Annotated in this window: 23 protein-coding genes and 1 tRNA gene; 12 read left to right on the top strand and 12 right to left on the bottom strand. The window is 58.5% G+C overall.

Annotated elements, in window-relative coordinates; genetic code table 11:
* Nucleotides 1-57 precede the first annotated feature (57 nt).
* The gene (pyk, locus tag ACR0CR_RS17605; protein ID WP_480601643.1) at nt 58-1,503 is read right to left on the bottom strand and encodes a pyruvate kinase; all 1,446 of its coding nucleotides are present in this window, start codon (nt 1,501-1,503) and stop codon (nt 58-60) included.
* A 131-nt stretch (nt 1,504-1,634) separates the two neighbouring features.
* Between pyk and ACR0CR_RS17600 the strand changes: the two genes are divergently transcribed.
* Together ACR0CR_RS17600 and ACR0CR_RS17595 are read left to right on the top strand one after the other, a co-directional pair.
* Complete coding sequence (locus ACR0CR_RS17600; RefSeq protein ID WP_480601641.1) at nt 1,635-2,372, top strand: N-formylglutamate amidohydrolase; 738 nt, start codon at nt 1,635-1,637, stop codon at nt 2,370-2,372.
* Nucleotides 2,373-2,442: 70 nt separating this feature from the next.
* The gene (locus ACR0CR_RS17595; protein WP_480601639.1) at nt 2,443-2,757 is read left to right on the top strand and encodes a DUF1244 domain-containing protein; all 315 of its coding nucleotides are present in this window, start codon (nt 2,443-2,445) and stop codon (nt 2,755-2,757) included.
* Between the two features lie 36 nt (nt 2,758-2,793).
* On the opposite strand, the gene ACR0CR_RS17590 is transcribed toward ACR0CR_RS17595, so the two are convergent.
* The 3 genes from ACR0CR_RS17590 to dgcN all read right to left on the bottom strand — a co-directional run bounded on the left by ACR0CR_RS17590 (nt 2,794) and on the right by dgcN (nt 5,704).
* On the bottom strand, nt 2,794-3,654 hold the full coding sequence (locus tag ACR0CR_RS17590) for a D-amino-acid transaminase (protein WP_480601637.1): 861 nt from the start codon (nt 3,652-3,654) through the stop codon (nt 2,794-2,796).
* Nucleotides 3,655-3,664: 10 nt separating this feature from the next.
* Nucleotides 3,665-4,630: an N-acetyl-D-Glu racemase DgcA gene (dgcA, locus tag ACR0CR_RS17585; RefSeq protein ID WP_480601635.1), complete on the bottom strand. Its 966-nt coding sequence runs from the start codon at nt 4,628-4,630 to the stop codon at nt 3,665-3,667.
* A gap of 72 nt (nt 4,631-4,702) precedes the next feature.
* Entirely contained in the window at nt 4,703-5,704 is a 1,002-nt protein-coding gene (gene dgcN, locus ACR0CR_RS17580) for an N-acetyltransferase DgcN (protein ID WP_480601631.1), read from the bottom strand.
* A 295-nt stretch (nt 5,705-5,999) separates the two neighbouring features.
* Here dgcN and ACR0CR_RS17575 point away from each other — a divergent pair, with 295 nt between their 5' ends.
* Nucleotides 6,000-6,962 carry an L-malyl-CoA/beta-methylmalyl-CoA lyase gene (locus ACR0CR_RS17575; RefSeq protein WP_480601629.1) on the top strand — a complete coding sequence of 321 codons (963 nt, stop codon included), beginning with the start codon at nt 6,000-6,002 and terminating at the stop codon, nt 6,960-6,962.
* Nucleotides 6,963-6,991: 29 nt separating this feature from the next.
* Here the strand turns inward: ACR0CR_RS17575 and ACR0CR_RS17570 are convergent, their stop codons facing one another.
* Together ACR0CR_RS17570 and ACR0CR_RS17565 are read right to left on the bottom strand one after the other, a co-directional pair.
* Nucleotides 6,992-7,570, bottom strand: a complete 579-nt coding sequence (locus tag ACR0CR_RS17570) for a PA14 domain-containing protein (RefSeq protein ID WP_480601627.1) — start codon at nt 7,568-7,570, stop codon at nt 6,992-6,994.
* 118 nt (nt 7,571-7,688) lie between these two features.
* Nucleotides 7,689-8,141: an Lrp/AsnC family transcriptional regulator gene (locus tag ACR0CR_RS17565; RefSeq protein ID WP_480601624.1), complete on the bottom strand. Its 453-nt coding sequence runs from the start codon at nt 8,139-8,141 to the stop codon at nt 7,689-7,691.
* A 73-nt stretch (nt 8,142-8,214) separates the two neighbouring features.
* Here ACR0CR_RS17565 and ACR0CR_RS17560 point away from each other — a divergent pair, with 73 nt between their 5' ends.
* A complete protein-coding gene (locus ACR0CR_RS17560) occupies nt 8,215-8,811 on the top strand; it encodes a LysE family translocator (protein WP_480601621.1) in 597 nt (198 codons plus the stop codon).
* Between the two features lies 1 nt (nt 8,812).
* Here ACR0CR_RS17560 and ACR0CR_RS17555 read toward each other — a convergent pair whose 3' ends face one another.
* A complete protein-coding gene (locus tag ACR0CR_RS17555) occupies nt 8,813-9,646 on the bottom strand; it encodes an AraC family transcriptional regulator (protein ID WP_480601618.1) in 834 nt (277 codons plus the stop codon).
* A 121-nt stretch (nt 9,647-9,767) separates the two neighbouring features.
* Between ACR0CR_RS17555 and ACR0CR_RS17550 the strand changes: the two genes are divergently transcribed.
* A complete protein-coding gene (locus tag ACR0CR_RS17550) occupies nt 9,768-10,730 on the top strand; it encodes an acetyl-CoA carboxylase carboxyltransferase subunit alpha (RefSeq protein ID WP_480601615.1) in 963 nt (320 codons plus the stop codon).
* A 4-nt stretch (nt 10,731-10,734) separates the two neighbouring features.
* On the opposite strand, the gene ACR0CR_RS17545 is transcribed toward ACR0CR_RS17550, so the two are convergent.
* From ACR0CR_RS17545 to ACR0CR_RS17535, 3 genes are all read right to left on the bottom strand, one after another.
* Entirely contained in the window at nt 10,735-11,865 is a 1,131-nt protein-coding gene (locus tag ACR0CR_RS17545) for a lytic murein transglycosylase (protein ID WP_480601754.1), read from the bottom strand.
* A gap of 112 nt (nt 11,866-11,977) precedes the next feature.
* Complete coding sequence (locus tag ACR0CR_RS17540) at nt 11,978-12,625, bottom strand: GntR family transcriptional regulator (RefSeq protein ID WP_480601613.1); 648 nt, start codon at nt 12,623-12,625, stop codon at nt 11,978-11,980.
* 20 nt (nt 12,626-12,645) lie between these two features.
* Entirely contained in the window at nt 12,646-13,401 is a 756-nt protein-coding gene (locus ACR0CR_RS17535) for a M48 family metallopeptidase (RefSeq protein ID WP_480601611.1), read from the bottom strand.
* A 34-nt stretch (nt 13,402-13,435) separates the two neighbouring features.
* Here ACR0CR_RS17535 and ACR0CR_RS17530 point away from each other — a divergent pair, with 34 nt between their 5' ends.
* From ACR0CR_RS17530 to ACR0CR_RS17515, 4 genes are all read left to right on the top strand, one after another.
* Nucleotides 13,436-13,759, top strand: coding sequence for a TIGR02300 family protein (locus ACR0CR_RS17530; RefSeq protein WP_480601608.1), 324 nt, complete (start codon nt 13,436-13,438; stop codon nt 13,757-13,759).
* 142 nt (nt 13,760-13,901) lie between these two features.
* A tRNA-Ala gene (locus tag ACR0CR_RS17525) sits at nt 13,902-13,977 on the top strand.
* A 568-nt stretch (nt 13,978-14,545) separates the two neighbouring features.
* The gene (locus ACR0CR_RS17520; protein ID WP_480601605.1) at nt 14,546-15,367 is read left to right on the top strand and encodes a lysophospholipid acyltransferase family protein; all 822 of its coding nucleotides are present in this window, start codon (nt 14,546-14,548) and stop codon (nt 15,365-15,367) included.
* Between the two features lie 321 nt (nt 15,368-15,688).
* Nucleotides 15,689-16,162, top strand: a complete 474-nt coding sequence (locus ACR0CR_RS17515) for a hypothetical protein (RefSeq protein ID WP_480601602.1) — start codon at nt 15,689-15,691, stop codon at nt 16,160-16,162.
* 163 nt (nt 16,163-16,325) lie between these two features.
* Here the strand turns inward: ACR0CR_RS17515 and ettA are convergent, their stop codons facing one another.
* Entirely contained in the window at nt 16,326-17,993 is a 1,668-nt protein-coding gene (ettA, locus tag ACR0CR_RS17510) for an energy-dependent translational throttle protein EttA (RefSeq protein WP_480601600.1), read from the bottom strand.
* A 137-nt stretch (nt 17,994-18,130) separates the two neighbouring features.
* Here ettA and ACR0CR_RS17505 point away from each other — a divergent pair, with 137 nt between their 5' ends.
* From ACR0CR_RS17505 to dacB, 3 genes are all read left to right on the top strand, one after another.
* Nucleotides 18,131-18,601: an MOSC domain-containing protein gene (locus ACR0CR_RS17505; protein ID WP_480601597.1), complete on the top strand. Its 471-nt coding sequence runs from the start codon at nt 18,131-18,133 to the stop codon at nt 18,599-18,601.
* A 32-nt stretch (nt 18,602-18,633) separates the two neighbouring features.
* The gene (locus ACR0CR_RS17500) at nt 18,634-19,254 is read left to right on the top strand and encodes a nicotinate-nucleotide adenylyltransferase (protein ID WP_480601594.1); all 621 of its coding nucleotides are present in this window, start codon (nt 18,634-18,636) and stop codon (nt 19,252-19,254) included.
* A 66-nt stretch (nt 19,255-19,320) separates the two neighbouring features.
* The gene (gene dacB / locus ACR0CR_RS17495; protein WP_480601592.1) at nt 19,321-20,799 is read left to right on the top strand and encodes a D-alanyl-D-alanine carboxypeptidase/D-alanyl-D-alanine endopeptidase; all 1,479 of its coding nucleotides are present in this window, start codon (nt 19,321-19,323) and stop codon (nt 20,797-20,799) included.
* Between the two features lie 2 nt (nt 20,800-20,801).
* On the opposite strand, the gene ACR0CR_RS17490 is transcribed toward dacB, so the two are convergent.
* Complete coding sequence (locus ACR0CR_RS17490; protein WP_480601590.1) at nt 20,802-21,224, bottom strand: tellurite resistance TerB family protein; 423 nt, start codon at nt 21,222-21,224, stop codon at nt 20,802-20,804.
* Nucleotides 21,225-21,335 lie beyond the last annotated feature (111 nt).

Genomic DNA, 21,335 nt, shown 5'->3' with positions numbered 1-21,335 from the left:
CCTTTCTGGCAAGAATTAGCCCAACATTTAGCCAGTCGTTTCTTGAAAAACCCGGACTTAGCCCGGGTCGGTGTTATAGATCAAACGCTCGTCACAAGGCGCAATGCGCAGAATGTTGGTGGTGCCGGGCACGTTGAACGGAACACCGGCGGTCACCACAATCTGATCCGCTTCGGAGGCGAAGCCACCGGAACGTGCAGCGCGGGCTGCGCTGACGACGGCCCCTTTGAAGCGTTCCTGTTCAGGGGTCATAACGCAGTTACATCCCCAGCTAAGGCACAGGCGTCGCGCAGTACCTGAGGCGGGGGTCATGGCAATAATCGGCACGCCGGGACGCTCGCGGGCCGTCAACAATGCCGTTGTACCGCTCTGCGTAAAGCAGCAAATGGCCTTAATGTCTGTTTTTTCAGCAATTTCACGGGCGGCGGCGACGATACCATCTGCAATTGTGGTTCCTTTGGCTGTCCGAGATGCGGCAATGATTTGCGTGTAGGTCGGATCCGCCTCGACTTCGATTGCGACCTTGTTCATCGTCTCAACCGCTTCGATGGGGTACGAGCCTGCCGCCGATTCCGCGCTGAGCATGATGGCATCCGTGCCTTCATAGATGGCCGTAGCCACGTCCGAGACTTCGGCGCGTGTTGGCATAGGGCTTTCGATCATGCTTTCCAGCATCTGTGTTGCCACGATGACCGGCTTGGCCGCCGTCCGGCACTTCCGAACCAGACGCTTCTGAATCGGCGGCACAGCGGATACCGGCAGTTCAACGCCAAGATCACCACGGGCAACCATGATACCGTCGGAGGCGTCGAGAATATCGTCAAACGCCTCGACCGCGGCGGGCTTTTCAATTTTCGACAGGATCGAAGCGCGGCCATCGGCCAGCGACCGGGCCTCGAACACGTCCTTGGCCCGTTGAACGAAACTCAGGGCCAGCCAATCGACGCCCAATTGGCAAACAAACTCCAGATCGTCGCGATCTTTCGCGGACAAAGCCGCCAGAGGCAGCACGACGTCCGGCACATTGACACCCTTGCGATTCGAGATCGTTCCCCCGACCTCAACGGTGCAGTTCGCAAAATCCTGGCCGCAGTCCTGAACGATCAGACGAATCTTACCGTCGTTGACCAGCAGACGCGCCCCGGGTTCGAGCGCTGCAAAAATCTCGGGATGCGGCAGGCAAACGCGGTTGATGTCTCCGGCCTCGGGGTCGAGGTCCAGCCGAAACGCCGCGCCTTCTTCCAGTTCTTCGGCGTCATTGGCAAAGACACCCACACGCAGTTTCGGCCCCTGAAGGTCGGCCAGAATGGCGATCGGGCTGTCCAGATCCTTTTCAACTTGCCGGATGATCCGGTGGCGTTCGCGAATCTCATCGTGGCTGCCGTGGCTCATGTTCAGACGGAACACATCTGCGCCTGCCTCGTGCAGCGCGCGGATGGTGTCATAGTCATTCGACGCCGGTCCCAGCGTCGCCACGATTTTCACATTTCTCAGGCGTCGCATTGGTGGTGCTCCCTTCACGTCGGCTTTCAGCAGGTAAAAATGTTACCGCAAACATTGGTCAGGCTGCTTATTGCGCAATTCCCTTTTCAAAGCAACTGCCCTACACCTGCGACAAACTAGATGACAGGCTTATGACGTATTCCCCGTTTTTTATCCACGGCGCGGATCGCCCTTCCCGCTGGCTGATCACATGTGACCACGCGACCAACATTGTGCCACCAGACGTGAACGGTGGGGACCTCGGCCTGCCGCGCGAGGATATGGAGCGTCACATCGCCTATGACGTCGGCGCCTATGAGGTGTCCAAGCATCTGGGAGAGGTTCTGAACGCGCCGGTGATCGCCGCCAATTTCTCGCGCCTTGTGATCGACCCGAACCGGGGTGAGGACGATCCGACCCTGCTGATGAAGCTTTATGATGGGACCATCATTCCCGCCAATCGACATGCAGACGAAGCCGAACGGGAACGACGGCTGAATGCCTATTATCGCCCGTATCACGACGCGCTTGAGCGTATGGCAGCATTGCCGCACGCTGTGATCGTGTCGATCCATTCCTTTACGCGTCAGCTGCGCGGTCGTGACCCGCGCCCTTGGCACATCGGCGTTCTGCACACGCCGGATGAGCGGTTTTCACGGCCCTTAATTGAACGCCTTCGGGCCGAAGGCGATCTTTGTGTTGGCGTGAACGAACCCTATACCGGCGTGCTGCCGGGCGATGCGATTGACCAGCACTGTACCGCCTATGGTCGCCCCAACGCACTGATCGAACTGCGCAACGACCTGATTGCTGATCACGCGGGCCAGAGGGCCTGGGCGGAGCGTCTGGCGGCGATCCTTGAGGATGCATTGGACATCAGCGAAATCTAAAGCTTCATTGAAACAAGGCCGCCGGATTGCTACCTCAAGGATCGACCCGCCATTTTCCCGGAGCCAGACCATGGACAAGCAAACCGAGATTGAACTTCAGGCCGCCGCGTTCCGTCGGCTGCAAAAGCACCTGATGGAAGACCGGACCGACGTTCAGAATATCGACATGATGAATCTGGCCGGGTTCTGTCGCAACTGCCTGTCGCGCTGGTATCAGGAAGCGGCCAATGAAAAGGGCATCGAGATGGGCAAGGACGAGGCCCGTCAGATCTTCTACGGCATGACCATGGATGACTGGAAAGCCAATTATCAGACAGAGGCAAGCCCCGCGAAACAGGCTGCTTTCGAGGTCGCTTTTGAAGAAAACGTCGGAAAGACAGACTGACGAAAATTGGCCCGCCAATGCGGCGGGCCGTTTCGATCAGATTGCGGCTTTGCGGCTTTCGTCCAGATAAATCTCGCGCAACCGCTTGGCGATCGGACCGGGCGTGCCGTCGCCCAGAGCCTCTCCGTCAATCTCAACCACAGGCATGACGAAGGCACTGGCCGAGGTGGTAAAGGCCTCATCCGCCTCTTTCGCTTCATCGATGGTGAACAGGCGTTCTTCGACGACCATCTGAGCCTCGGCTGCCATGCGCAAAACGGCCTTGCGGGTAATGCCGTGCAGGATATCGTTGGACAGTGGGCGGGTGACGATCTTGCCGTTCTTGACAAAGTAGGCGTTGTTGCTGGTGCCTTCAGTGACATAGCCATCTTCGACCATCCACGCATCATCGCAGCCAGCAGCCTTGGCCATCATCTTGCCCATCGAGGGATAGAGCAATTGCGTGGTCTTGATGTCGCGGCGACCCCAGCGGATGTCGTCGATCGAGATAATCTTGGCACCCTTCTGGGCCGCAGGGCTGTTGGCCAGTCCCGGCTTGTTCTGAGTGAACAGCACCAGCGTCGGCTGGGTGTCTGCGGATGGGAAAACAAAATCCCGGTCGCCGTCGCTGCCGCGCGAAACCTGCAGATAGACCAAGCCTTCTTCGATCCCATTCAACTCGACCAACTTGCGGTGGATTTCCAGCAATTCGTCTTTGCTGCAAGGCTCGGCCATCTGCAGTTCGTCCAGCGACCGTTTCAGGCGCACCGCGTGGCCCTCAAAGTCGATCAGCTTGCCGTCCAGCACGCTGGTCACTTCGTAGACGGCATCGGCCATCAGGAAGCCGCGGTCAAAGATCGAGACTTTGGCCTCGGTCTCGGGCAGGTACTCTCCGTTCACGTAAACGGTGCGGGTCATGTCGTTCTCCTCAGCCCCAGAGCGCGCTTGAAGGGGGGTGCACTCCGGCATCATCAAAAATCAGCGGGTTGTCGCGGTCTTCGGCCAGAAGAAGCGGCCCGTCAAGGTCCGTTACCATCGCACCCTGCGCCAACAGTGTCGCCGGTGCCATTGCAAGCGAGCTGCCGACCATACAGCCGACCATGATGTCGTACCCTTCGGCCATTGCCTGTTCACGCAGGGCCAGCGCTTCGGTCAGCCCGCCGGTTTTGTCCAGTTTGATGTTCACCACATCATACTTGCCCTTCAGCTTGGGCAGGCTGGCGCGATCATGGCAGGATTCGTCGGCGCAAACGGGCACCGGGCGGTCCATCCCGATCAGGGCGTCATCCTCACCCGCAGGCAAGGGCTGTTCGACCAGCGCCACGCCCAAGCGCACCAGATGCGGGGCAAGATCGGCATAGACGTCCGCCGACCAACCCTCGTTGGCATCGACGATGATTTTTGCTGTGGGAGCGCCGGCGCGAACCGCCTCAAGCCGCGGCATGTCATCCGGGGTACCCAATTTGATCTTTAACAAAGGCCGATGCGCATTTGCCGCAGCCTGTGCCTCCATAGCTTCTGGCGTGTCCAGCGACAGGGTATAGGCGGTGATCTCAGGCCCTGGAACGGGCAGTCCCGCCAGATCCCAGGCCCGTTTTCCGGCACGTTTGCATTCCAGATCCCAAAGGGCGCAATCGACCGCGTTGCGCGCAGCGCCAGCGGGTAGCAGGTCCATCAGCCGCGCGCGATCAAACGTTTCGGGAAGACCGGCAATTTCGGCCTCAACGGACTCCAACGTCTCATCATACCGCGCATATGGTACACATTCGCCCCATCCATGATACTGACCATCCGACACCCGGACTGTCAGCACCTTGGCTTCGGTTCGGGAACCACGCGAAATGGTAAATACCTGAGCTAGGCGGAAAACATCACGAGAGACTTCAATCTGCATTTGTTCACCATTGCCAATCCGTGCGGCCAAGATTTTTCGACGAAAAATCTCGCTTGGCGGAGATCGTATCGCTTACAGTGCCGCCAGAGCATCAACCAGTTTCCCCGCGCCAAAACGATACGGGTCGGTGGCTGGCAGGCCCATTTCGGCTTCGACTTTAGCGATGTAAGCCTTGGCCTCATCCTCGCTCAGATGCTGCGTGTTGATCGAAACACCAGCCACTTGACAGGCCGGATTTGCAATCCGGGCCATTGGCAGGGCGGTATCGCGCAGTTCAGACAGCGTCGGCAGAGAATACTCGGGCAAGCCGCGCATATGAGTACGCGTGGGCTCATGACACAGGATCAGCGCATCCGGCTGACCACCATGGATCAGGGCCATGGTCACACCGGAGTACGAGACGTGGTACAACGACCCCTGACCCTCGATGTGATCCCAGTGGTCCGCGTCATTTTCAGGCGTCAGATATTCAACTGCGCCAGCCATGAAATCTGCAACCACCGCGTCCAAAGGAACGCCTTGACCCGTGATCAATATCCCGGTTTGCCCGGTTGCGCGGAAGGTGGATTTCATCCCGCGATTTCGCATTTCCGCATCCATCGACATTGCGGTGTACATCTTGCCCGCCGAGCAGTCCGTACCGACCGCCAGGCATCGCTTGCCGCTGCGTTTGCGACCGTTGGCGATCGGGTAGCCTACCGTTGGGACTCGCACGTCGTGCAGGGTTCCGCCATGGGTTTGCGCTGCGGCGACCAGATCACCCTCGTCGCGCAGCAAGTTGTGCAGACCCGAGGCCAGATCATAGCCCATCTCAAGCGCCTCGATCAGAACCTCTTTCCAGGCGGCGCTGATTATGCCGCCCCGGTTGGCCACGCCAATGACCAGCGTCCTTGCTCCGGCGGCCTGGGCTTCGGCCAGCGTCATGTCGGTCATGCCCAGATCGGCCTTGCACCCTTCCATTCGGTACTGACCCACGGCGTTTTCCGGACGCCAATCCCGGATGCCGATGGCAACCTTGGCGGCCAGTTGGTCGGGGGCATCGCCCAAAAACAGCAGATACGGTGTTTCGATCATTGCGGTGCGCTCCTTTGATTCTGACGCAGGCTAGAGGACCAGCCTGACGAGAGTTTCTCGATTTCACTCAAGCGGGTGGTGCAGGTCGGGAGATTCTTGCACGTTTTCCTAGTTTCACGCAAAAACCTTCCAAGTTTGCAAAGCGATTAAACTTTAACCGCCCGAGACGTGACGTATTGCGGTGAATGCTGCGATTGCATTGCCGCAGTTGCACAAAGGTGCTTGCGAAGCATTGCGCAATTTAATACCCCATGAGGCAAGAAAATCGCAATTTCCTTTCTTGCATGAGGTCCCGATGAGCTTTCGCATTCAACCCGCCGCCCCCGCGCGCCCCAATCGCTGCCAACTGTTCGGGCCGGGGTCGAACACAAAGCTATTTCCGAAAATGGCCGCGTCGGCAGCGGATGTCATCAATCTGGACCTTGAGGACTCGGTCGCGCCTTCCGATAAAGATGTCGCGCGCGCGAACGTGATCGAAGCGCTGAACACCATTGATTGGGGCAGCAAATACATGTCCGTGCGCATCAACGGGTTGGACACGCCGTATTGGTATCGCGATGTGGTCGATCTGATGGAACAGGCCGGTGGCCGTCTGGATCAGATCATGATCCCGAAAGTGGGATGTGCGGCTGACGTCTATGCCGTTGACGCCTTGGTCACCGCGATTGAGCGCGCCAAGGGCCGCGCCAAGCCGGTAAGCTTTGAAGTCATCATCGAATCTGCGGCGGGTATCGCGCATGTTGAAGAAATCGCAGCCTCGTCGTCGCGTATGCAGGCGATGAGCCTGGGTGCGGCGGATTTTGCGGCCTCGATGGGGATGCAGACCACGGGCATCGGTGGCACGCAAGAAAACTATTATATGCTGCGCGAGGGTGAAAAGCACTGGTCTGACCCGTGGCACTGGGCGCAGGCTGCCATCGTTGCGGCGTGCCGGACACATGGCGTGTTGCCGGTCGATGGGCCGTTTGGCGATTTCTCAGACGACGAAGGCTACATCGCTCAGGCAAAACGGTCGGCCACGCTGGGTATGGTTGGCAAATGGGCGATCCATCCCAAACAAATCGCGCTGGCCAATCAGGTCTTTACCCCGTCGGATGAAGCAGTGTCAGAAGCGCGCGAAATCCTTGCCGCGATGGAGCAGGCCAAGGCCAACGGAGAAGGCGCGACCGTCTACAAGGGACGTTTGGTTGATATCGCATCGATCAAACAGGCTGAAGTGATCGTGGCGCAAGCCGAACTTATTGCGGCGAATGACTAATTGAAAGAGGCGCCGCAACGGCGCCTCAATTACCGCCCGAAGACGTCGTTTGGCGTCCAGGTAAACCGCTCACCCTGTTTGCCCCATTTCATCATCAGGCAGGACGTGCCGTATTTCTGAAAATACTTGATCTTCAATGGATACCACCCGGCCTGCGGCACCTCGACCTCGGTCCGTTGGTTTGCCTCGCACCCCTGACGTCCGTTGAAATACCCGATCTGCTGACCACCGACCCAGGCGTCGATACCGTCGTTAGACCAGGTTTCCAGCTCATAAACGCCGGGTGAATCGAAACGGATATAGCCGGAGATGTCGGCGGCGACGTTAAAGCCCTCGTTATAGGTCAGAACCGGATCGCCTTCAGAGGTGTCGCGGTAATCCAACCCGCGCAGTGGTTGGCCAGGCTTGGCTTTCTTGAGCAAGAAATCCACCTTTGACAGGTTCTGGATTTTCCGGGGCGGGTTTCCCTCCCACGCGTATTTTACATCCAGCCCGGCCTTGGGGCTGGGCTGAGGGCTGGCTGGTTGCAATTTCAGCGGCGCCGAAACGCCCACACTGGCGATCAACGCAAAGGCTGTGGCAAGGGCACCTGTCCTAAAAATTGTCATGTTGTTCTCCCTGAATGCGGCATGTCTGGGTTTTCCCCTTGTTCTGGCCGAGTGATTGAGATGACAGTAGGACGTGAATTTTTGCCCTGCAAGACGGTTAAACTTCACAAATGCGCTGTCAGGCCCGCAGATCCTTGGGGGAATCCATCACCACATAGGTCGTGATGGAGGTCACATGCGGTAGGGTGCCCAGCACATCGGTGTGGAAGGTTTTGTAGGTCGGCAGGTCGGCGCATTCAACGCGCAGCAGAAATTCGATGGTGCCGGTGATGTTGTGGCATTCGACCACTTCCGGCGCATGTTGCAGGGCGCGTTCGAACCCTTCCTGGGCAGCCTTGGTGTGTTCGCCCAGACCAACGCCGATATAAGCGACAAAGCCGACACCCATTGCAGTTGGGTTCAGAACCGCCCGGTAACCGGCAATGACTCCAACGCGTTCCAGATCCTGCACGCGGCGCAGGCAGGCGGACGGAGACAAGCCGACCCTGTCGGCCAATTCCAGATTACTGATCCGTCCATCGCGGGACAGTTCGCGCAATATATGACGGTTTGTGGCGTCCAGTTTGATCATTTGTTGTGATATTTGACATCAAGCGCACGAAAACGCAATTTCCTTTCCCTTTTTTACTGCAATTATACGTGTCATGAGTTACGACATTCTTCTGGCGCTGATCGCGTTCGCTTTTGTCTCGTCCATCACGCCAGGGCCAAACAATCTGATGCTGATGGCATCAGGCGCAAATTTCGGGTTTCGGCGTAGCGTTCCGCATATGCTGGGGATCGGGCTAGGATTTACCTTCATGGTACTTCTGGTCGGGGCTGGTCTGGTCCAGATCTTTGATCGCTATCCGGTCAGCTATTTGGTGTTGAAGGCCGCATCCGTTGCCTATCTTCTGTTTCTCGCCTGGAAGATCGCACATGCCGCGCCCGCAAATGGTGGCGCAGCCACCGGAGAGCCAATGACATTCCTGCAGGCGGCAGCGTTTCAGTGGGTCAATCCAAAGGCTTGGGCCATGGCCCTGACTGTGACCACCGCCTACACGCCGAACCAGACTTTGGGTGCGATTGTTCTTGTTGCCTTGGTGTTTGGTGCGATCAACCTGCCGTCCGTCAGCATCTGGACGATACTCGGACAGCAAATGGCGCGGATTCTGACAAACCCGCGCCGATTGCTGGTGTTCAACTGGACGATGGCGTTGTTGTTGGTGACCTCGCTCTATCCCGTTCTTTGGCCTGCCTGAGTTATTTCAACGGCAGGCAGATTTCGGTCAGAAGATCCTCTGGCGCTGTGTCGCGAGGGTTGTTGAGGTATACCTCATAGCAAGGCTGATCTGCTGGTTCTTCACCTGACGCCGGCAACCAGTTGCCGAACAGGCTGTGATAGGCGGCGTGGATGCCCGCGTAAGGTCCTTTGTAGGTCAATACGGCGGTTTTGCCGCCCCGGATGGTCAAAACTTCCATGCCTTCGGGTGTTTCGCTTCCGCAATATTCGGCCCCGGCGAAGCTGCGCAGTTGATCTTGTGGCACCTCGTCCGGGCTGTCGAGATAGACGCCCAGAACTGGCCCGAGATGCGGCCAGAGCTGCCGCGACTCGCAGAGCGCGCCAAAGGTCTCAAAGCTTTTGCCAATCTCGGCGTAGTTGCCCTTGTGGGGCACGGCGACAATCCGGCGTGCGGGTTCAGTTCGGGTTGTGACAGGATGCATGGGATATTCTCCGGTTTTGAAATGTGGATTTGCCGGCAGAAATTGCCCGGCCTTGCGAAAGGTGGCAGGGCTGCTGCCGTAGGCCTCGGAAAAGGCCCGCGCAAAGGATTTCAGGTTGGGATAGCCGATATCAGCCGCGATACGGTCAACAGACCTGTCAGTTTGCACCAGCCAGCTTGCCGCCCGGTGCAGCCTGATCCGGCGCACTGCCTGGGCGCATGTCTCACCAGTGATGGCGCGAAAAACGCGGTGCCAGTGAAACCGGGACATGGCAGCGACGTCCGCCAGCGCATCCAGCGACAAATCGCCTGCGGGGTGGTCGTGGATATAGGCCAGAACACGTAGAACGCGGTTTTCGTAGCTGGTTGCCATCGGCCCCCTACCTTTCCTTTGCCAGATCAACCTGGCATTTTCGATGACCACAAATCTTGCTGAGTTGCATCCGGCGCGACCACAGGTCATATAGCAGAGATTATCCGCGTGAAGAGGCGTCATGACCCAGTATCTGGATTTCGAAAAACCCCTGGCCGAGATTGAAGGCAAGGCTGAAGAGCTGCGCGCACTGGCGCGCGCCAACGAAGAGATGGACGTGACCGATGAGGCTGCCGCGCTTGATGCCAAGGCTGCCAAACTGCTGGATGAACTTTATGCCGATCTGACACCTTGGCGGAAATGCCAGGTGGCTCGTCATCCTGAACGACCCCATTGTCAGGACTATGTCAAAGAGCTGTTTACAGAGTTCACTCCATTGGCGGGTGACCGGAACTTTGCCGATGATCTGGCTGTGATCGGTGGTCTGGCGCGGTTCAATGATCAGCCTGTTATGGTGATCGGCCACGAAAAGGGCAGCGATACCAAATCGCGGATCGAACGGAATTTTGGCATGGCCCGACCAGAAGGCTATCGCAAGGCCGTGCGCCTGATGGAGATGGCGGGGCGTTTTGGTCTGCCGGTGATCACCCTGATCGACACCGCAGGCGCCTATCCCGGCAAAGGGGCCGAGGAACGCGGCCAGTCCGAGGCCATTGCCCGATCGACCGAGATGTGCCTGAAAATCGGCGTGCCGCTTGTGTCAGTTATCATCGGCGAAGGCGGCTCGGGCGGGGCGGTGGCCTTTGCCACGGCGAACCGCGTGGCGATGCTGGAGCATTCGGTCTATTCGGTGATCTCACCCGAGGGTTGCGCCTCGATCCTGTGGAAGGATTCCGAGAAGATGCGCGAAGCCGCCGAGGCGCTGCGCCTGACCGCCCAGGACCTGTACAAGCTGGGTATTTGCGACCGGATCATCACTGAACCCAAGGGCGGCGCGCATCGTGATCGCTCGGCTACATTCGAGTCGGTCCGTGCAGCCATTGGCGGGATGCTGAACGATCTTGAAGGCAAGGACGGGGCGGCGCTGATCAAAGACCGGCGCCAAAAGTTCCTGGATATCGGCTCCAAAGGGTTGGCGGCCTGATCCTTTAGCCGCCCAGCCTGCGCAACAAATCCACCGAAGGCTCACCGGTCACCGTCAATCCATTGGCACGTTGATACGCGCTGATGGCCGATTGCGTGTTCTTTCCGATCACGCCGTCCGCGCCTTGTGTATCGTAACCGTACGACGTCAGACGGCGTTGCAGGTCTTTACGATCTTCTAACGTCAAACCTGTGGCGTCCGGTCCGAACGACGCCTGAAATGGCGCGCCGCCGGCGATCCGGTCAGACAAATGACCGACGCCGATCGCATAGCTGTCCGAGTTGTTGTAGCGTTTGATCACCTGAAAATTGCGCAAAACTGCGATGCTCGGCCCGGGTTTCTGCGGCTGTAGAACAGCCACCGGCGTGCCCGAAACCGTACCGGCTTCGCCGCCCCAGGGCTGACCACGAACCCAACCGGCGCGCGCCAGATAGGCGGCCGTCGACGCCAGCGAGTCCGCTGGGTCTTCGGACCAGATATCGCGTCGACCATCGCCCGTGAAGTCAACTGCATAGGCCAGGTAAGAGGTCGGAATGAACTGCGTGTGCCCCATGGCTCCGGCCCAACTGCCGGTCATGTTTGCGGGTGAGGTGTCGCCCTCTTGGATAATGCGAAGCGCGGCGACCAACTGCTTTTCAAAGAACGCACCGCGCCGCCCGTCATAGGCCAGCGTGGACGTTGCCGAGATCACCGGAACGTCGCCCCGCCGCGCGCCATAACGGCTTTCCAACCCCCAGACGGCGACGACCACTTCTTTGTCGACCCCATACTTGGCCTCGATCTGCGATAGGGTGCCGGCGTGGCGCACCATCATCTGCTGGCCGGTCTCAATCCGCTCGTCCGAGGCGGCGATGGCCAGGTAATCCTCAAGCGAGCGTTTGAATTCGACCTGATTGCGGTCCCTTTCGATGACGTCGGGCAGATAGCCCGCGCCCTGAAAAGCCTGGTTCAAGGTGGCCTGCGAAATGCCCTGAGACGCCGCGCGGGATTTGAAACTGGCAACCCAGGCGTCCCAACCGGCGTTCGGCACCGCGCGCATGCGCGAAGCGGGAGCGTTGGTTGGTGCGCCACCGCCGGAACAGGCCGCCAGCAGGCTGGAGCCAAGACATAAGGAAAACGTGCGTCGGGTAATCATGTCTGAAATCTGCTCTTGTTTTTGATTGGATTCAGAATAGCGCGAACAGGCCGTCCGGGCCAGAACTGCCTGCGCTGAAATGCGCATTCCGTGGTGCTGAGCAAAGAGCCGCCTAGCTGACCAGCAGACGCAGTCCTTGCGTGACGTCCGAGCGCACCGCAAGACGTAGCCCGGGCTCATCGCCAGCTTTGAGCGCGGCGATGATCAGGCGGTGGTAATGCGGCGGTTCGGTGCGACGCAAACGGCCATAGAGCGCCCGCATGGTTGGACCCAACTGCAACCAAACGGTCTCGGCGATGGCCAACATTGCCGGGGCCTGAGCCCGCAGGTACAGCGTGCGGTGAAAGTCCAGATTGGCGCGGATATACCCAACGGCATCGCGTTTTGTGACCATTTCGGCCACGGTCATATTGATGCTTTGCAGCCGGTCGATCAGGGCCATGTGCGCGCGGGGCAGGGCGCGGCTGGCCAGTTCAACCTCCAGCAAGGCGCGCAGGGCGGCCAGTTCCTCGATCCGATCAGCGGTCAGTTCAGGTGTCGAAACCCGCCCGGAGGTAGACAGAAACAATGCCCCTTCAGCCGCCAACCTGCGCACCGCTTCGCGGGCGGGGGTCATTGAGACGCCAAACTCCTTGCCGATCCCGCGTAGCGTTAAGGCCTGACCAGGCGCGATCTCGCCATGCATGATGCGCGATCGCAGGGTTCGGTAAACCTGATCATGGGTCGGGGCCTGAGACTCGGCTGGTCGTGGATTCAACATGGTCTTATGTGATCACAAAATCAGGCGGCGTCAAACCGATACCGGTGCAATTCGGCCCCATTGTCGCGCAACCAACGGCGTGGTTCTTTGTAGGGCCCATAGATTTTCTCGACCTCGGCCCAGAATGCGGCGGAGTGATTCATCTCGGCCAGATGCGCAACCTCATGTGCGGCCACATAGTGCAGAACGTCGGGCGGGGCCATGATCAGCCGCCAGGAAAACATCAACCCGCCCGCAGAGCTGCACGAGCCCCAACGCGACCGTGTATCCCGCAAGGTGAGGGTGGAGTATTGGCGACCCAGCATGGCGGCATAATCATCGCACGCCCCGGTCAGCCGGTCGCGGGCCAGTTCCTTTAGAAATCGCGCCAGCCTGCGCCCTTCGGACCCTTTGGGAACGCCAATGTCATCCGCACTCAGAACGACCCTGCGGCCTGAGGCTGCAACGATTCGCCTTGGCCGCCCCTCAACGGGAATGACCTGGTTGATTTGCGCTGATGTCGGATCTGGTCGGTCGTCCAGATGCTGTCTGATCCACCCTTCCTTCTGATGCGCAAAACGCAAGGCTTCGGTTTCGGCAACACCTTGCGGGTAGGTCAGCGTAACCCGCCCATCCAGTTGAGAAATCCGCAAGCTGATCCGCCGCGCCCGCGCCGATTTGCGTAGCGTGAGCGGCACCGGAGGCGTGCCGGGCAATGCATGTCGCCCCATCGTGCGATCTCCCTTGCGCAAAGGCTTTGACAGTGCCTGCCGCATGTGGCAGGTGACCTGAATCATTATTGAGATTCACCTGATATCAAGGGGATTTGATATGCCCAAGGAAGAATGGGGCGTAAAGCGTGTCTGCCCGACAACCGGCAAGCGGTTTTACGACCTGAACAAAGACCCGATCGTCAGCCCCTATACCGGCGAGATCGTTGAGCTTGAAACCGGCAAGAGCCGGATGATTGCCGCCGACGCGGAAGATGCTGCATCGGTCAAAGCGCGCGAGGCGTCCTCGGACGAGGACATCGTGCTGGACGATGACGATAACGTTGACGTCGAACTGGACGATGATCTGCTGGACGACGAAGACGACAGCGACAACGTCTCGCTGGATGATATCAAGGACATGTCGTCAGAAGACGAGTCCTGATCTGGCCAGAGGCGGCCTAAGCCGCCTCAACCTTTCCCGGGTGTTTAGGGCCCGGAAAGAATTTCGCGGTTTGCGTTTTTGGACTTGCACTCGGATGCCGCGTCTCATAAACGTCCGTCCACCGCCAAGGCGGTACCTGTATGGGGCCTTAGCTCAGTTGGGAGAGCGCTTGCATGGCATGCAAGAGGTCAGGGGTTCGACTCCCCTAGGCTCCACCAAAACCTAACAACACAACTAGATAGCAAGCATTAGAGCGGTGTGACACACAGATGTGACACAAAATGAAGCTGCATGCGTATCTCTCTCTGTCCCGGCACGACACCTACTACTTTCGTTGGCCAATACCCGACACGCAATAAGATCCGCAGGCTAGACCAACCCAATCAGAGAAGCCGAAGACAACGTGTTGTGCAATCTGCTGGAGAGGGTTCTCTGTCAGGCGGTGCCGAAATAGCCGACATTCTTTGCTTGGACAGTCTCGATTATTTTGGGCTCGAACCGGACGTGCGGCGGCGCAGCGTAGTGAACAATCGATCAGAAGGCGGCAAATAGGTTTTTGCCGCCGTCCACGTTCCAGGGTTGCACTGTCGCAAACTGCGCCTCCTGGCCATTCGCGCGCGGCGAAGGAACCGATTTGTTAGGTCCGAACCAACCATTCAAGCCATTCATCAATACGCGACTTTTTGTTGATGTGCCATCGCCATTGCCCCATAGAGGCAGAGCGCTGGGTGCTTGTCAGGCCACGCGCCCAGAGGGCAGGCAAAGAAAGCCAAACGTAGGACCCTTGTGACCATCACACGAAAAGCAACACTTGCAACGGAATCCATGTCACTCCAACCTCCGAACAAACGAGCCGTGCCTTCGGCCATAGACTCAACTGGCTTGCGCATCATAAAGCGCGCAGTGTTGTTTCCGCTTGGCCCTTTTTATTTCCTCTACGTTGCGTTTGTGCCCTTACTCTGCAGCAAACGGCGAGGCTTTCGCGGCTGGTACTGGCGGCTGGTCAAACGCGCTTGTTCCCGGCTTTTGTGGTTTCTGAGCATCCGGACGGAGATGACACAAGCAGAAGTAGCAACGTTGGCCGCCGACACTGGCAGCATCATCGTGATCAACCACCGCAGCCACCTGGATGGCTTCGCCCTGATGGATGCTTTGCCGGACGCCAAGTGGATCACTTTTGCCGCTAAGAAGGAACTCTGCGACGCGGTCCTTTTACGCCGTGGGTTCAAGGGCGCCGGGCTTGTTGAAGTCGACCGCAAGAGCGGCAGTGTAGCGCTTGAAACACTTACCGCTGCTATCCATGCAATGCCCGCACGCTGCTCTGTCGTGCTGTTTCCTGAAGGCACGCGCACCCGCTCCGAAAGCCTTGGCGCGTTCAAGGCGGGTGCGGTATTGGCCGCGCGCAATACGGGGCGGACAATCCGGCCCATCGTCATCCACGATTCTGACCGCCTGCTGCCACGCGGCAAACACCTCCCTAAAAGTGGGACGATCCGGGTCGAGGTACTGCCGTCATTCGAATGCGACCTGTCCGATTCAGTAGATGAGGATGTGTCTCGATTGAGAAATGCTATGATGGCCGTTTTCGAAGATGGGATGCGTCTTTAATCATCCAAGAGACCTTTTGTGATGCCAGTAGATCGATACGTGTCCTAAAGCCTTCCTCTCAGCAATTACTCTCGCCGATTTGGTCTTCTATTGGCTATAAATCCTGAGCCAAGAGCAGTGTGACACAAAATGAAGCCGCATGCGTATCTCTGACTGTCCGGACACGGCATCTAGTGTTTCCGGTGGCCCCTAACCGTGATTTGCAGTCAGTCGCTGCGAGCCTGCCTTGCTCATCATCAAGAGCTCGATTCACCCATTAGTTGCGCAAAATGGTCCAAACGTGTAGACTATTGCAAGTCGATTGACGCTGTGGGGGCTTGGATGAAAATCGTACTCACCATCGCATTTCTGACTGTGGCTGGCGCTGCAAGCGCTTTGACCACGACTTTTGACGCTTATGGCGGGCTTGCGGTTGCGTCCGAGCGCGGCTCAGGCAGCCTGCGTTTGTTTTTTGATCGTCGCGAGAATGCACTAAACAGGAACGAAAACAGACGCGATCGCAATATACGTGATCGGGAACGTGCCGGGGCCGCCTGGCAGTCCGATCAGCGTGAACAAGAAAATCGGCGTTCTAGAATATCGCGGGAATTTAAAGAAAAGGGTCTGATCGAAAAAAATGGCTCGAAACCGGTAGTTGACTACTGTGAGTTGTGGTGCAACGAGGGCAAGGGGAAAGAGTCAGACGGTCAACCTGAAGTGTCAGCTGTCCCTCTCCCACCAAGCGGATTTCTGTTGATCGGTGTTCTGGCTGGACTTTTTGGGTTTGCTTACAGCAGGGAGGCCCGAACAGCATAGGTGCTTTTCGGGCCACGCAAAATTTTCTGGGCGGCGCGCATGGGCGTGTTGTTTTTCAAAGACATTTATTTCGCCGGGCGAAGTTGACGTCGCCCGGCGGATTTATTTCTGACGGCTGGACGAAGGCTTTTGCCCACTAGCGGAGCCTCACGCTTTTCGCGAATTAGCGCGCGAACTTCTTGTGCTTCAACCGCTTGGGTTCTAGCGCGTCCGGACCCAGGCGGCGTTTTTTGTCCTCTTCATAGGCCTCGAAGTTGCCTTCGAACCATTCCACATGCGCATCACCCTCAAAAGCCAGAATATGCGTGCAAATCCGGTCGAGGAAGAAGCGGTCGTGTGAGATGACCACGGCGCAGCCGGCGAAATCGACCAGTGCGTCTTCCAGCGCGCGCAGGGTTTCGACGTCGAGGTCGTTGGTGGGTTCGTCGAGCAGCAGGACGTTGCCGCCCTCTTTCAACAGGCGGGCCATGTGGACGCGGTTGCGCTCACCACCGGATAGCAGCGAGACTTTTTTCTGCTGGTCGCCGCCTTTGAAGTTGAACGATGAGCAATAGGCGCGGGAATTGACCTGCGCGTCGCCCAGCTGGATGATCTCGGCACCGCCGGTGATCGCCTCCCACACGGTTTCGTTGTCTTTCAGGTCGTCGCGGGATTGGTCGACATAAGACAGCTCGACCGTGTCGCCCAGCGTGATGGTGCCGCTGTCGGGCTGTTCCTGACCGGTCAGCATCTTGAACAGCGTCGATTTACCAGCCCCGTTGGGGCCGATGACGCCGACGATGCCGCCGGGGGGCAGGGCAAAATCCAGCCCTTCGATCAGTTGCTTGTCGCCCATGTGTTTTGACAGGCCCTCGACCTCGATCACCTTGCCGCCAAGGCGCTGGCCGTTGGGGATGACGATCTGAGCGCGGGTCAGCTTTTCGCGTTCGGACTGTTCGGCCAATTCGTTATAGGCGTTGATCCGGGCCTTGGATTTGGCCTGACGGGCCTTCTGGCCCTGACGCATCCATTCCAATTCGCGCTGGAGGGTCTTTTGCTTGGACTTGTCCTCGCGGGCTTCCTGCTCCAGACGTTTGGCCTTTTGTTCCAGCCATGCGGAGTAGTTGCCCTCGTACGGAATGCCGCGGCCGCGGTCGAGTTCGAGGATCCAGCCGGTGATGTCATCCAGGAAGTAACGGTCGTGGGTGACGATCAGGATGGTGCCCTTGTAGTCGATCAGGTGCTGTTGCAGCCATGCGATGGTCTCGGCGTCCAGGTGGTTGGTCGGCTCATCAAGCAGCAGCATATCAGGCGCTTCGAGCAGCAGCTTGCAGAGCGCCACGCGGCGTTTCTCACCGCCCGAGAGGTTGGCGATGTTGGCGTCGTCGGGCGGGCAGCGCAGCGCCTCCATCGAAACGTCGATCTGGCTGTCGAGGTCCCAGAGGTTCTCGGCATCGATCGCGTCCTGCAGGGTTGTCATCTCCTCCATCAGCTCGTCCGAGTAATTCTCGGCGATCTCCATGGCGATCTCGTTGAACCGGTCGACCTTGGCCTTTTTCGCGGCGACGCCCAGCATGACGTTTTCGCGGACCGTCAGCGATTCATCCAACTGCGGTTCCTGCGGCAGATAGCCGACCTTGGCGCCCTCGGCGGCCCAAGCCTCACCGGTGAAATCGGCATCGAGGCCCGCCATGATCTTCATCAGCGTCGATTTACCCGCGCCGTTGACGCCAACAACACCGATTTTCACACCGGGCAGAAAGCTCAGGTGGATGTTTTCAAAGCACTTCTTGCCACCGGGATAGGTCTTTGAGACACCCTGCATGTGGTAGACATATTGATAGGCGGCCATGTCGCGTCCTCTGGGTCGGGGAAATTGGGTTGAAACGCTGGATATCCGAGCCGGGCGGGCGGGGCAAGCTGGTGGTTTTGTGAATTCCATTCGAACCGGCCCTGGGTCGTTTTATGAAACTAAGGGAAGGAGTTGATATGCCGGAACTGTCCAAGCTGATTGCCGGTTGGGCGCAGCCTGGGCGCGTCGACTGGATAGGTGTCAGGCCTGAGCGACGTGCTGAGATGGTTGCGCTGGGTGAAGTGTCTATTGCCGGGACTGGGCTCGACGGCGACCGTGCGCGTGCGGGAAAGCGGGCAGTGACCTTGATCCAGCAGGAACATCTGGCGGCGATCGGCTCGTATTTGGGAAAAGCCCCGATTGGGCCTGACCAACTGCGGCGCAATCTGGTTGTATCAGGGATCAACCTTGCGGCGCTCAAGGGGCGTGAAGTGCAGGTGGGCGAGGCGATTTTACGCTTTACCGTGATCTGCGCGCCGTGCAGCCGGATGGAGGAAGCGTTTGGAATAGGTGGCTATTCGGCGGTGCGCGGCCATGGGGGCTGGTGTGCCGAGGTCGTACGGGCAGGTCGGGTCAGGTTGGGTGACAAGGTGCAACCTGTTGATTGACAATTGGGCTTAGATTTGGGCAACAGCGAATAATGGAGCGAAACTGCATTCCGTTTGCCCGACCGGGACAGGTTGTGGGTCTTTTGGGTGGATCGTTTGATCCCCCGCACAAAGGCCATGTGCACATCACCCGTGAGGCGATGAAAGCCTTTGGGCTGGACCGGGTGTGGTGGCTGGTGTCTCCGGGCAATCCGCTGAAAGAACGGGGCCCTGCGCCTCTGGCGCAACGCGTCGCGGCCGCGCGGGCTATGATGCGACATCCGCATGTTGACGTGACGGATATCGAAGCGCTGACCGGGACGCGGGCGACGGCAGACACCTTGGCTGCGTTGCGGCGGCTGTACCCGGACGTCAAATTCGTTTGGCTGATGGGTGCGGACAATCTGGCACAGTTCCACAAATGGAAAGACTGGCGTCGGATAATGGATGGCGTACCAGTCGGAGTTGTTGCGCGACCGGGAGATCGGATTTCTGCAAGGATGTCGCCCGCGGCGCGGCTGTATGCCAAATACCGTATCGATGGTCAGGCACGGCATCTGCTAGGCCGAGCGCAAGCCCCGGCGTGGTGTTTTGTCAATGTTCCGATGGTCGATGTCAGTTCGACCGACATTCGCACCCGCGGCGATTGGGCCAATCAGGTGTTGCCCGAATAGCTCCTGCAGGCGCATAGTTTCAATCACCTGTTGTTTGCCCGCGATGTCTGGGATTTTATTTGAGCCATGGTTAATCGTATTTCACGACGTATTTTCCTTACCGGTTTAGGGGCCACGATGCTCCCTGTTGCGGGGATTGCTGACGCCCCGCTGACGTCGCTGCGGCCCCAACTGCGTGGAAAAATGCCAAGCGGGGCAGAGCGTCTCATTCGCTCGGCCGGTTTGAAGGGTGAAGTTGTTTTTGCTGTTGCTGATGTTAAAACTGGTACCTTCCTTGAGGGCTTTGATGCGGATCAGGGTTTGCCTCCGGCCAGCGTCGGCAAGGCGCTGACGGCGATGTACGCGCTCGACGTACTAGGGCCGGATTTCCGCTTTGAAACGACCTTGGTGGCTGATGGGACGATTGAGAACGGCATTCTCAACGGTGATCTGATCCTTGTGGGTGGCGGAGATCCTTTGCTGGACACGGATGCTTTGGCGACGATGGCCGCCAACCTTCGCAAAGCCGGGATCACAGAGGTTCGCGGTGCGTTCAAAGTCTATGACGGGGCGCTACCTTATGTGTTCTCCATCGACCCCGGACAGCCGGACCATCTGGGTTACAGCCCGGCGATCAGTGGTATCTCGCTGAACTTCAACCGAGTGCATTTCGAGTGGAAACGGGCCGGGGCGAACTACGAAATCTCGATGGATGCGCGAAGCACGAAGTACACGCCTGCAGTTGATATGGCCTCGATGGATGTCGAAGCGCGGAGCTTGCCGATCTACACTTACGAACCCAGTGCCCGTCAGGATCGCTGGACCGTAGCCAAGGGTGCGCTTGGCAATGGCGGTGCGCGATGGCTGCCGGTTCGTAAACCCGCGCTTTATGCAGGCGATGTTTTTCGAACCCTCGCGCGGGCCAACGGGATTTTGCTTGGACGGGTGCAGATCACGAGTGAAGCACCTAAAGGCACGGTTTTGGTGTCGCACAAGAGCGATCCGCTGAATTCCATTTTGCGTGGAATGCTGAAGTATTCGACCAATGTGACGGCGGAAATGGTCGGTATGGCCGCATCAAAGCACCGGGGTGCTGCGATACGCTCCCTGTCGGATTCTGCGGCTGAAATGAACCGTTGGGCGGCCGAGACCTACGGTGTGCGTGGAATTGCCATGGCGGATCATTCAGGTCTGTCTGATGCGTCCCGCGTGGCACCCGGCGACATGGTTGGCGTACTCGTGGCCGCGCAAAACTCGGAAGAATTGCGCCCGCTGCTGAAACCTTTCGCGCTGACGGACAGTCAGGGACGGACGGTCAAGAACCACCCGATAAAGGTGGACGCCAAGACTGGTACGCTGAATTTTGTTTCTGGTTTGGGTGGGTTTCTGACAACGGCGGACGGGTCGGACCTTGCCTTTGCGATATTCACTGCCGATGTCGAACACCGCGCGACGATTCCAAGAGCTTTGCGCGAGCGACCTGAAGGCGCGCGCAGTTGGAACCGCAGGTCGCGTAAATTACAGCGCGCGTTGATCGAAAGATGGGGCGCGCTGTACGGCAGCTGACGTCAGACGGTGTGACGGGCCCTGGCTCCGCGCTCAATCCCGGCGGCGTGAAGACGGTCAATACTCAGCTCATAACGAATTTCTTCCAAAAGCCGCAGCTCGGTTTCCGCAAGCGATCCGTCTGCTGCGGCCACATCGCAGGCCAGCGCGTAGGCGGTCTCGTTCAGCCGTTCTGGAAGGTTGTCTCGGATCAGACCAAACAGGGCGTCCAGGCCATCTTCCTGCTCAAACAGATCGAACACGATTTGCGAAACCCGGCGAGTACGGTCGATATCGTAACCGGCAAAAACCGGCAGCATATTCACCGCACCTTCGATCTTGACCAGTTCCGCCGTCCGGATGGTTTCGTCAGATGCAGAGACCGCGACCATGATCGCCACAAGGCAATCCTGCGGAGACATCGGGTGAGGGTTTTGATCGGTCATGTACCTGTCCTGATAAGGGCCCTTTGATCGCGCACGATATGAGCCGCCGCGCTCAGGTTCAACACCTTGTTTGTCGAACGGGTCCGGCCAGTGGAACAGGCGGCAGGAGCA

This window comes from Ruegeria sp. AM2 (genome assembly GCF_056540685.1).
Note: the sequence above shows the minus strand (reverse complement) of the source record. Positions and strands in the feature narration are given on the sequence as shown.

What these genes read in the sequence shown, in the direction of transcription:
- pyk (WP_480601643.1), bottom strand. Translation starts at nt 1,503, where the DNA reads ATGCGACGCCTGAGAAATGTGAAAATCGTGGCGACGCTGGGACCGGCG.
- ACR0CR_RS17600 (WP_480601641.1), top strand. Translation starts at nt 1,635, where the DNA reads ATGACGTATTCCCCGTTTTTTATCCACGGCGCGGATCGCCCTTCCCGC.
- ACR0CR_RS17595 (WP_480601639.1), top strand. Translation starts at nt 2,443, where the DNA reads ATGGACAAGCAAACCGAGATTGAACTTCAGGCCGCCGCGTTCCGTCGG.
- ACR0CR_RS17590 (WP_480601637.1), bottom strand. Translation starts at nt 3,654, where the DNA reads ATGACCCGCACCGTTTACGTGAACGGAGAGTACCTGCCCGAGACCGAG.
- dgcA (WP_480601635.1), bottom strand. Translation starts at nt 4,630, where the DNA reads ATGCAGATTGAAGTCTCTCGTGATGTTTTCCGCCTAGCTCAGGTATTT.
- dgcN (WP_480601631.1), bottom strand. Translation starts at nt 5,704, where the DNA reads ATGATCGAAACACCGTATCTGCTGTTTTTGGGCGATGCCCCCGACCAA.
- ACR0CR_RS17575 (WP_480601629.1), top strand. Translation starts at nt 6,000, where the DNA reads ATGAGCTTTCGCATTCAACCCGCCGCCCCCGCGCGCCCCAATCGCTGC.
- ACR0CR_RS17570 (WP_480601627.1), bottom strand. Translation starts at nt 7,570, where the DNA reads ATGACAATTTTTAGGACAGGTGCCCTTGCCACAGCCTTTGCGTTGATC.
- ACR0CR_RS17565 (WP_480601624.1), bottom strand. Translation starts at nt 8,141, where the DNA reads ATGATCAAACTGGACGCCACAAACCGTCATATATTGCGCGAACTGTCC.
- ACR0CR_RS17560 (WP_480601621.1), top strand. Translation starts at nt 8,215, where the DNA reads ATGAGTTACGACATTCTTCTGGCGCTGATCGCGTTCGCTTTTGTCTCG.
- ACR0CR_RS17555 (WP_480601618.1), bottom strand. Translation starts at nt 9,646, where the DNA reads ATGGCAACCAGCTACGAAAACCGCGTTCTACGTGTTCTGGCCTATATC.
- ACR0CR_RS17550 (WP_480601615.1), top strand. Translation starts at nt 9,768, where the DNA reads ATGACCCAGTATCTGGATTTCGAAAAACCCCTGGCCGAGATTGAAGGC.
- ACR0CR_RS17545 (WP_480601754.1), bottom strand. Translation starts at nt 11,865, where the DNA reads ATGATTACCCGACGCACGTTTTCCTTATGTCTTGGCTCCAGCCTGCTG.
- ACR0CR_RS17540 (WP_480601613.1), bottom strand. Translation starts at nt 12,625, where the DNA reads ATGTTGAATCCACGACCAGCCGAGTCTCAGGCCCCGACCCATGATCAG.
- ACR0CR_RS17535 (WP_480601611.1), bottom strand. Translation starts at nt 13,401, where the DNA reads ATGATTCAGGTCACCTGCCACATGCGGCAGGCACTGTCAAAGCCTTTG.
- ACR0CR_RS17530 (WP_480601608.1), top strand. Translation starts at nt 13,436, where the DNA reads ATGCCCAAGGAAGAATGGGGCGTAAAGCGTGTCTGCCCGACAACCGGC.
- ACR0CR_RS17515 (WP_480601602.1), top strand. Translation starts at nt 15,689, where the DNA reads ATGAAAATCGTACTCACCATCGCATTTCTGACTGTGGCTGGCGCTGCA.
- ettA (WP_480601600.1), bottom strand. Translation starts at nt 17,993, where the DNA reads ATGGCCGCCTATCAATATGTCTACCACATGCAGGGTGTCTCAAAGACC.
- ACR0CR_RS17505 (WP_480601597.1), top strand. Translation starts at nt 18,131, where the DNA reads ATGCCGGAACTGTCCAAGCTGATTGCCGGTTGGGCGCAGCCTGGGCGC.
- ACR0CR_RS17500 (WP_480601594.1), top strand. Translation starts at nt 18,634, where the DNA reads ATGGAGCGAAACTGCATTCCGTTTGCCCGACCGGGACAGGTTGTGGGT.
- dacB (WP_480601592.1), top strand. Translation starts at nt 19,321, where the DNA reads ATGGTTAATCGTATTTCACGACGTATTTTCCTTACCGGTTTAGGGGCC.
- ACR0CR_RS17490 (WP_480601590.1), bottom strand. Translation starts at nt 21,224, where the DNA reads ATGACCGATCAAAACCCTCACCCGATGTCTCCGCAGGATTGCCTTGTG.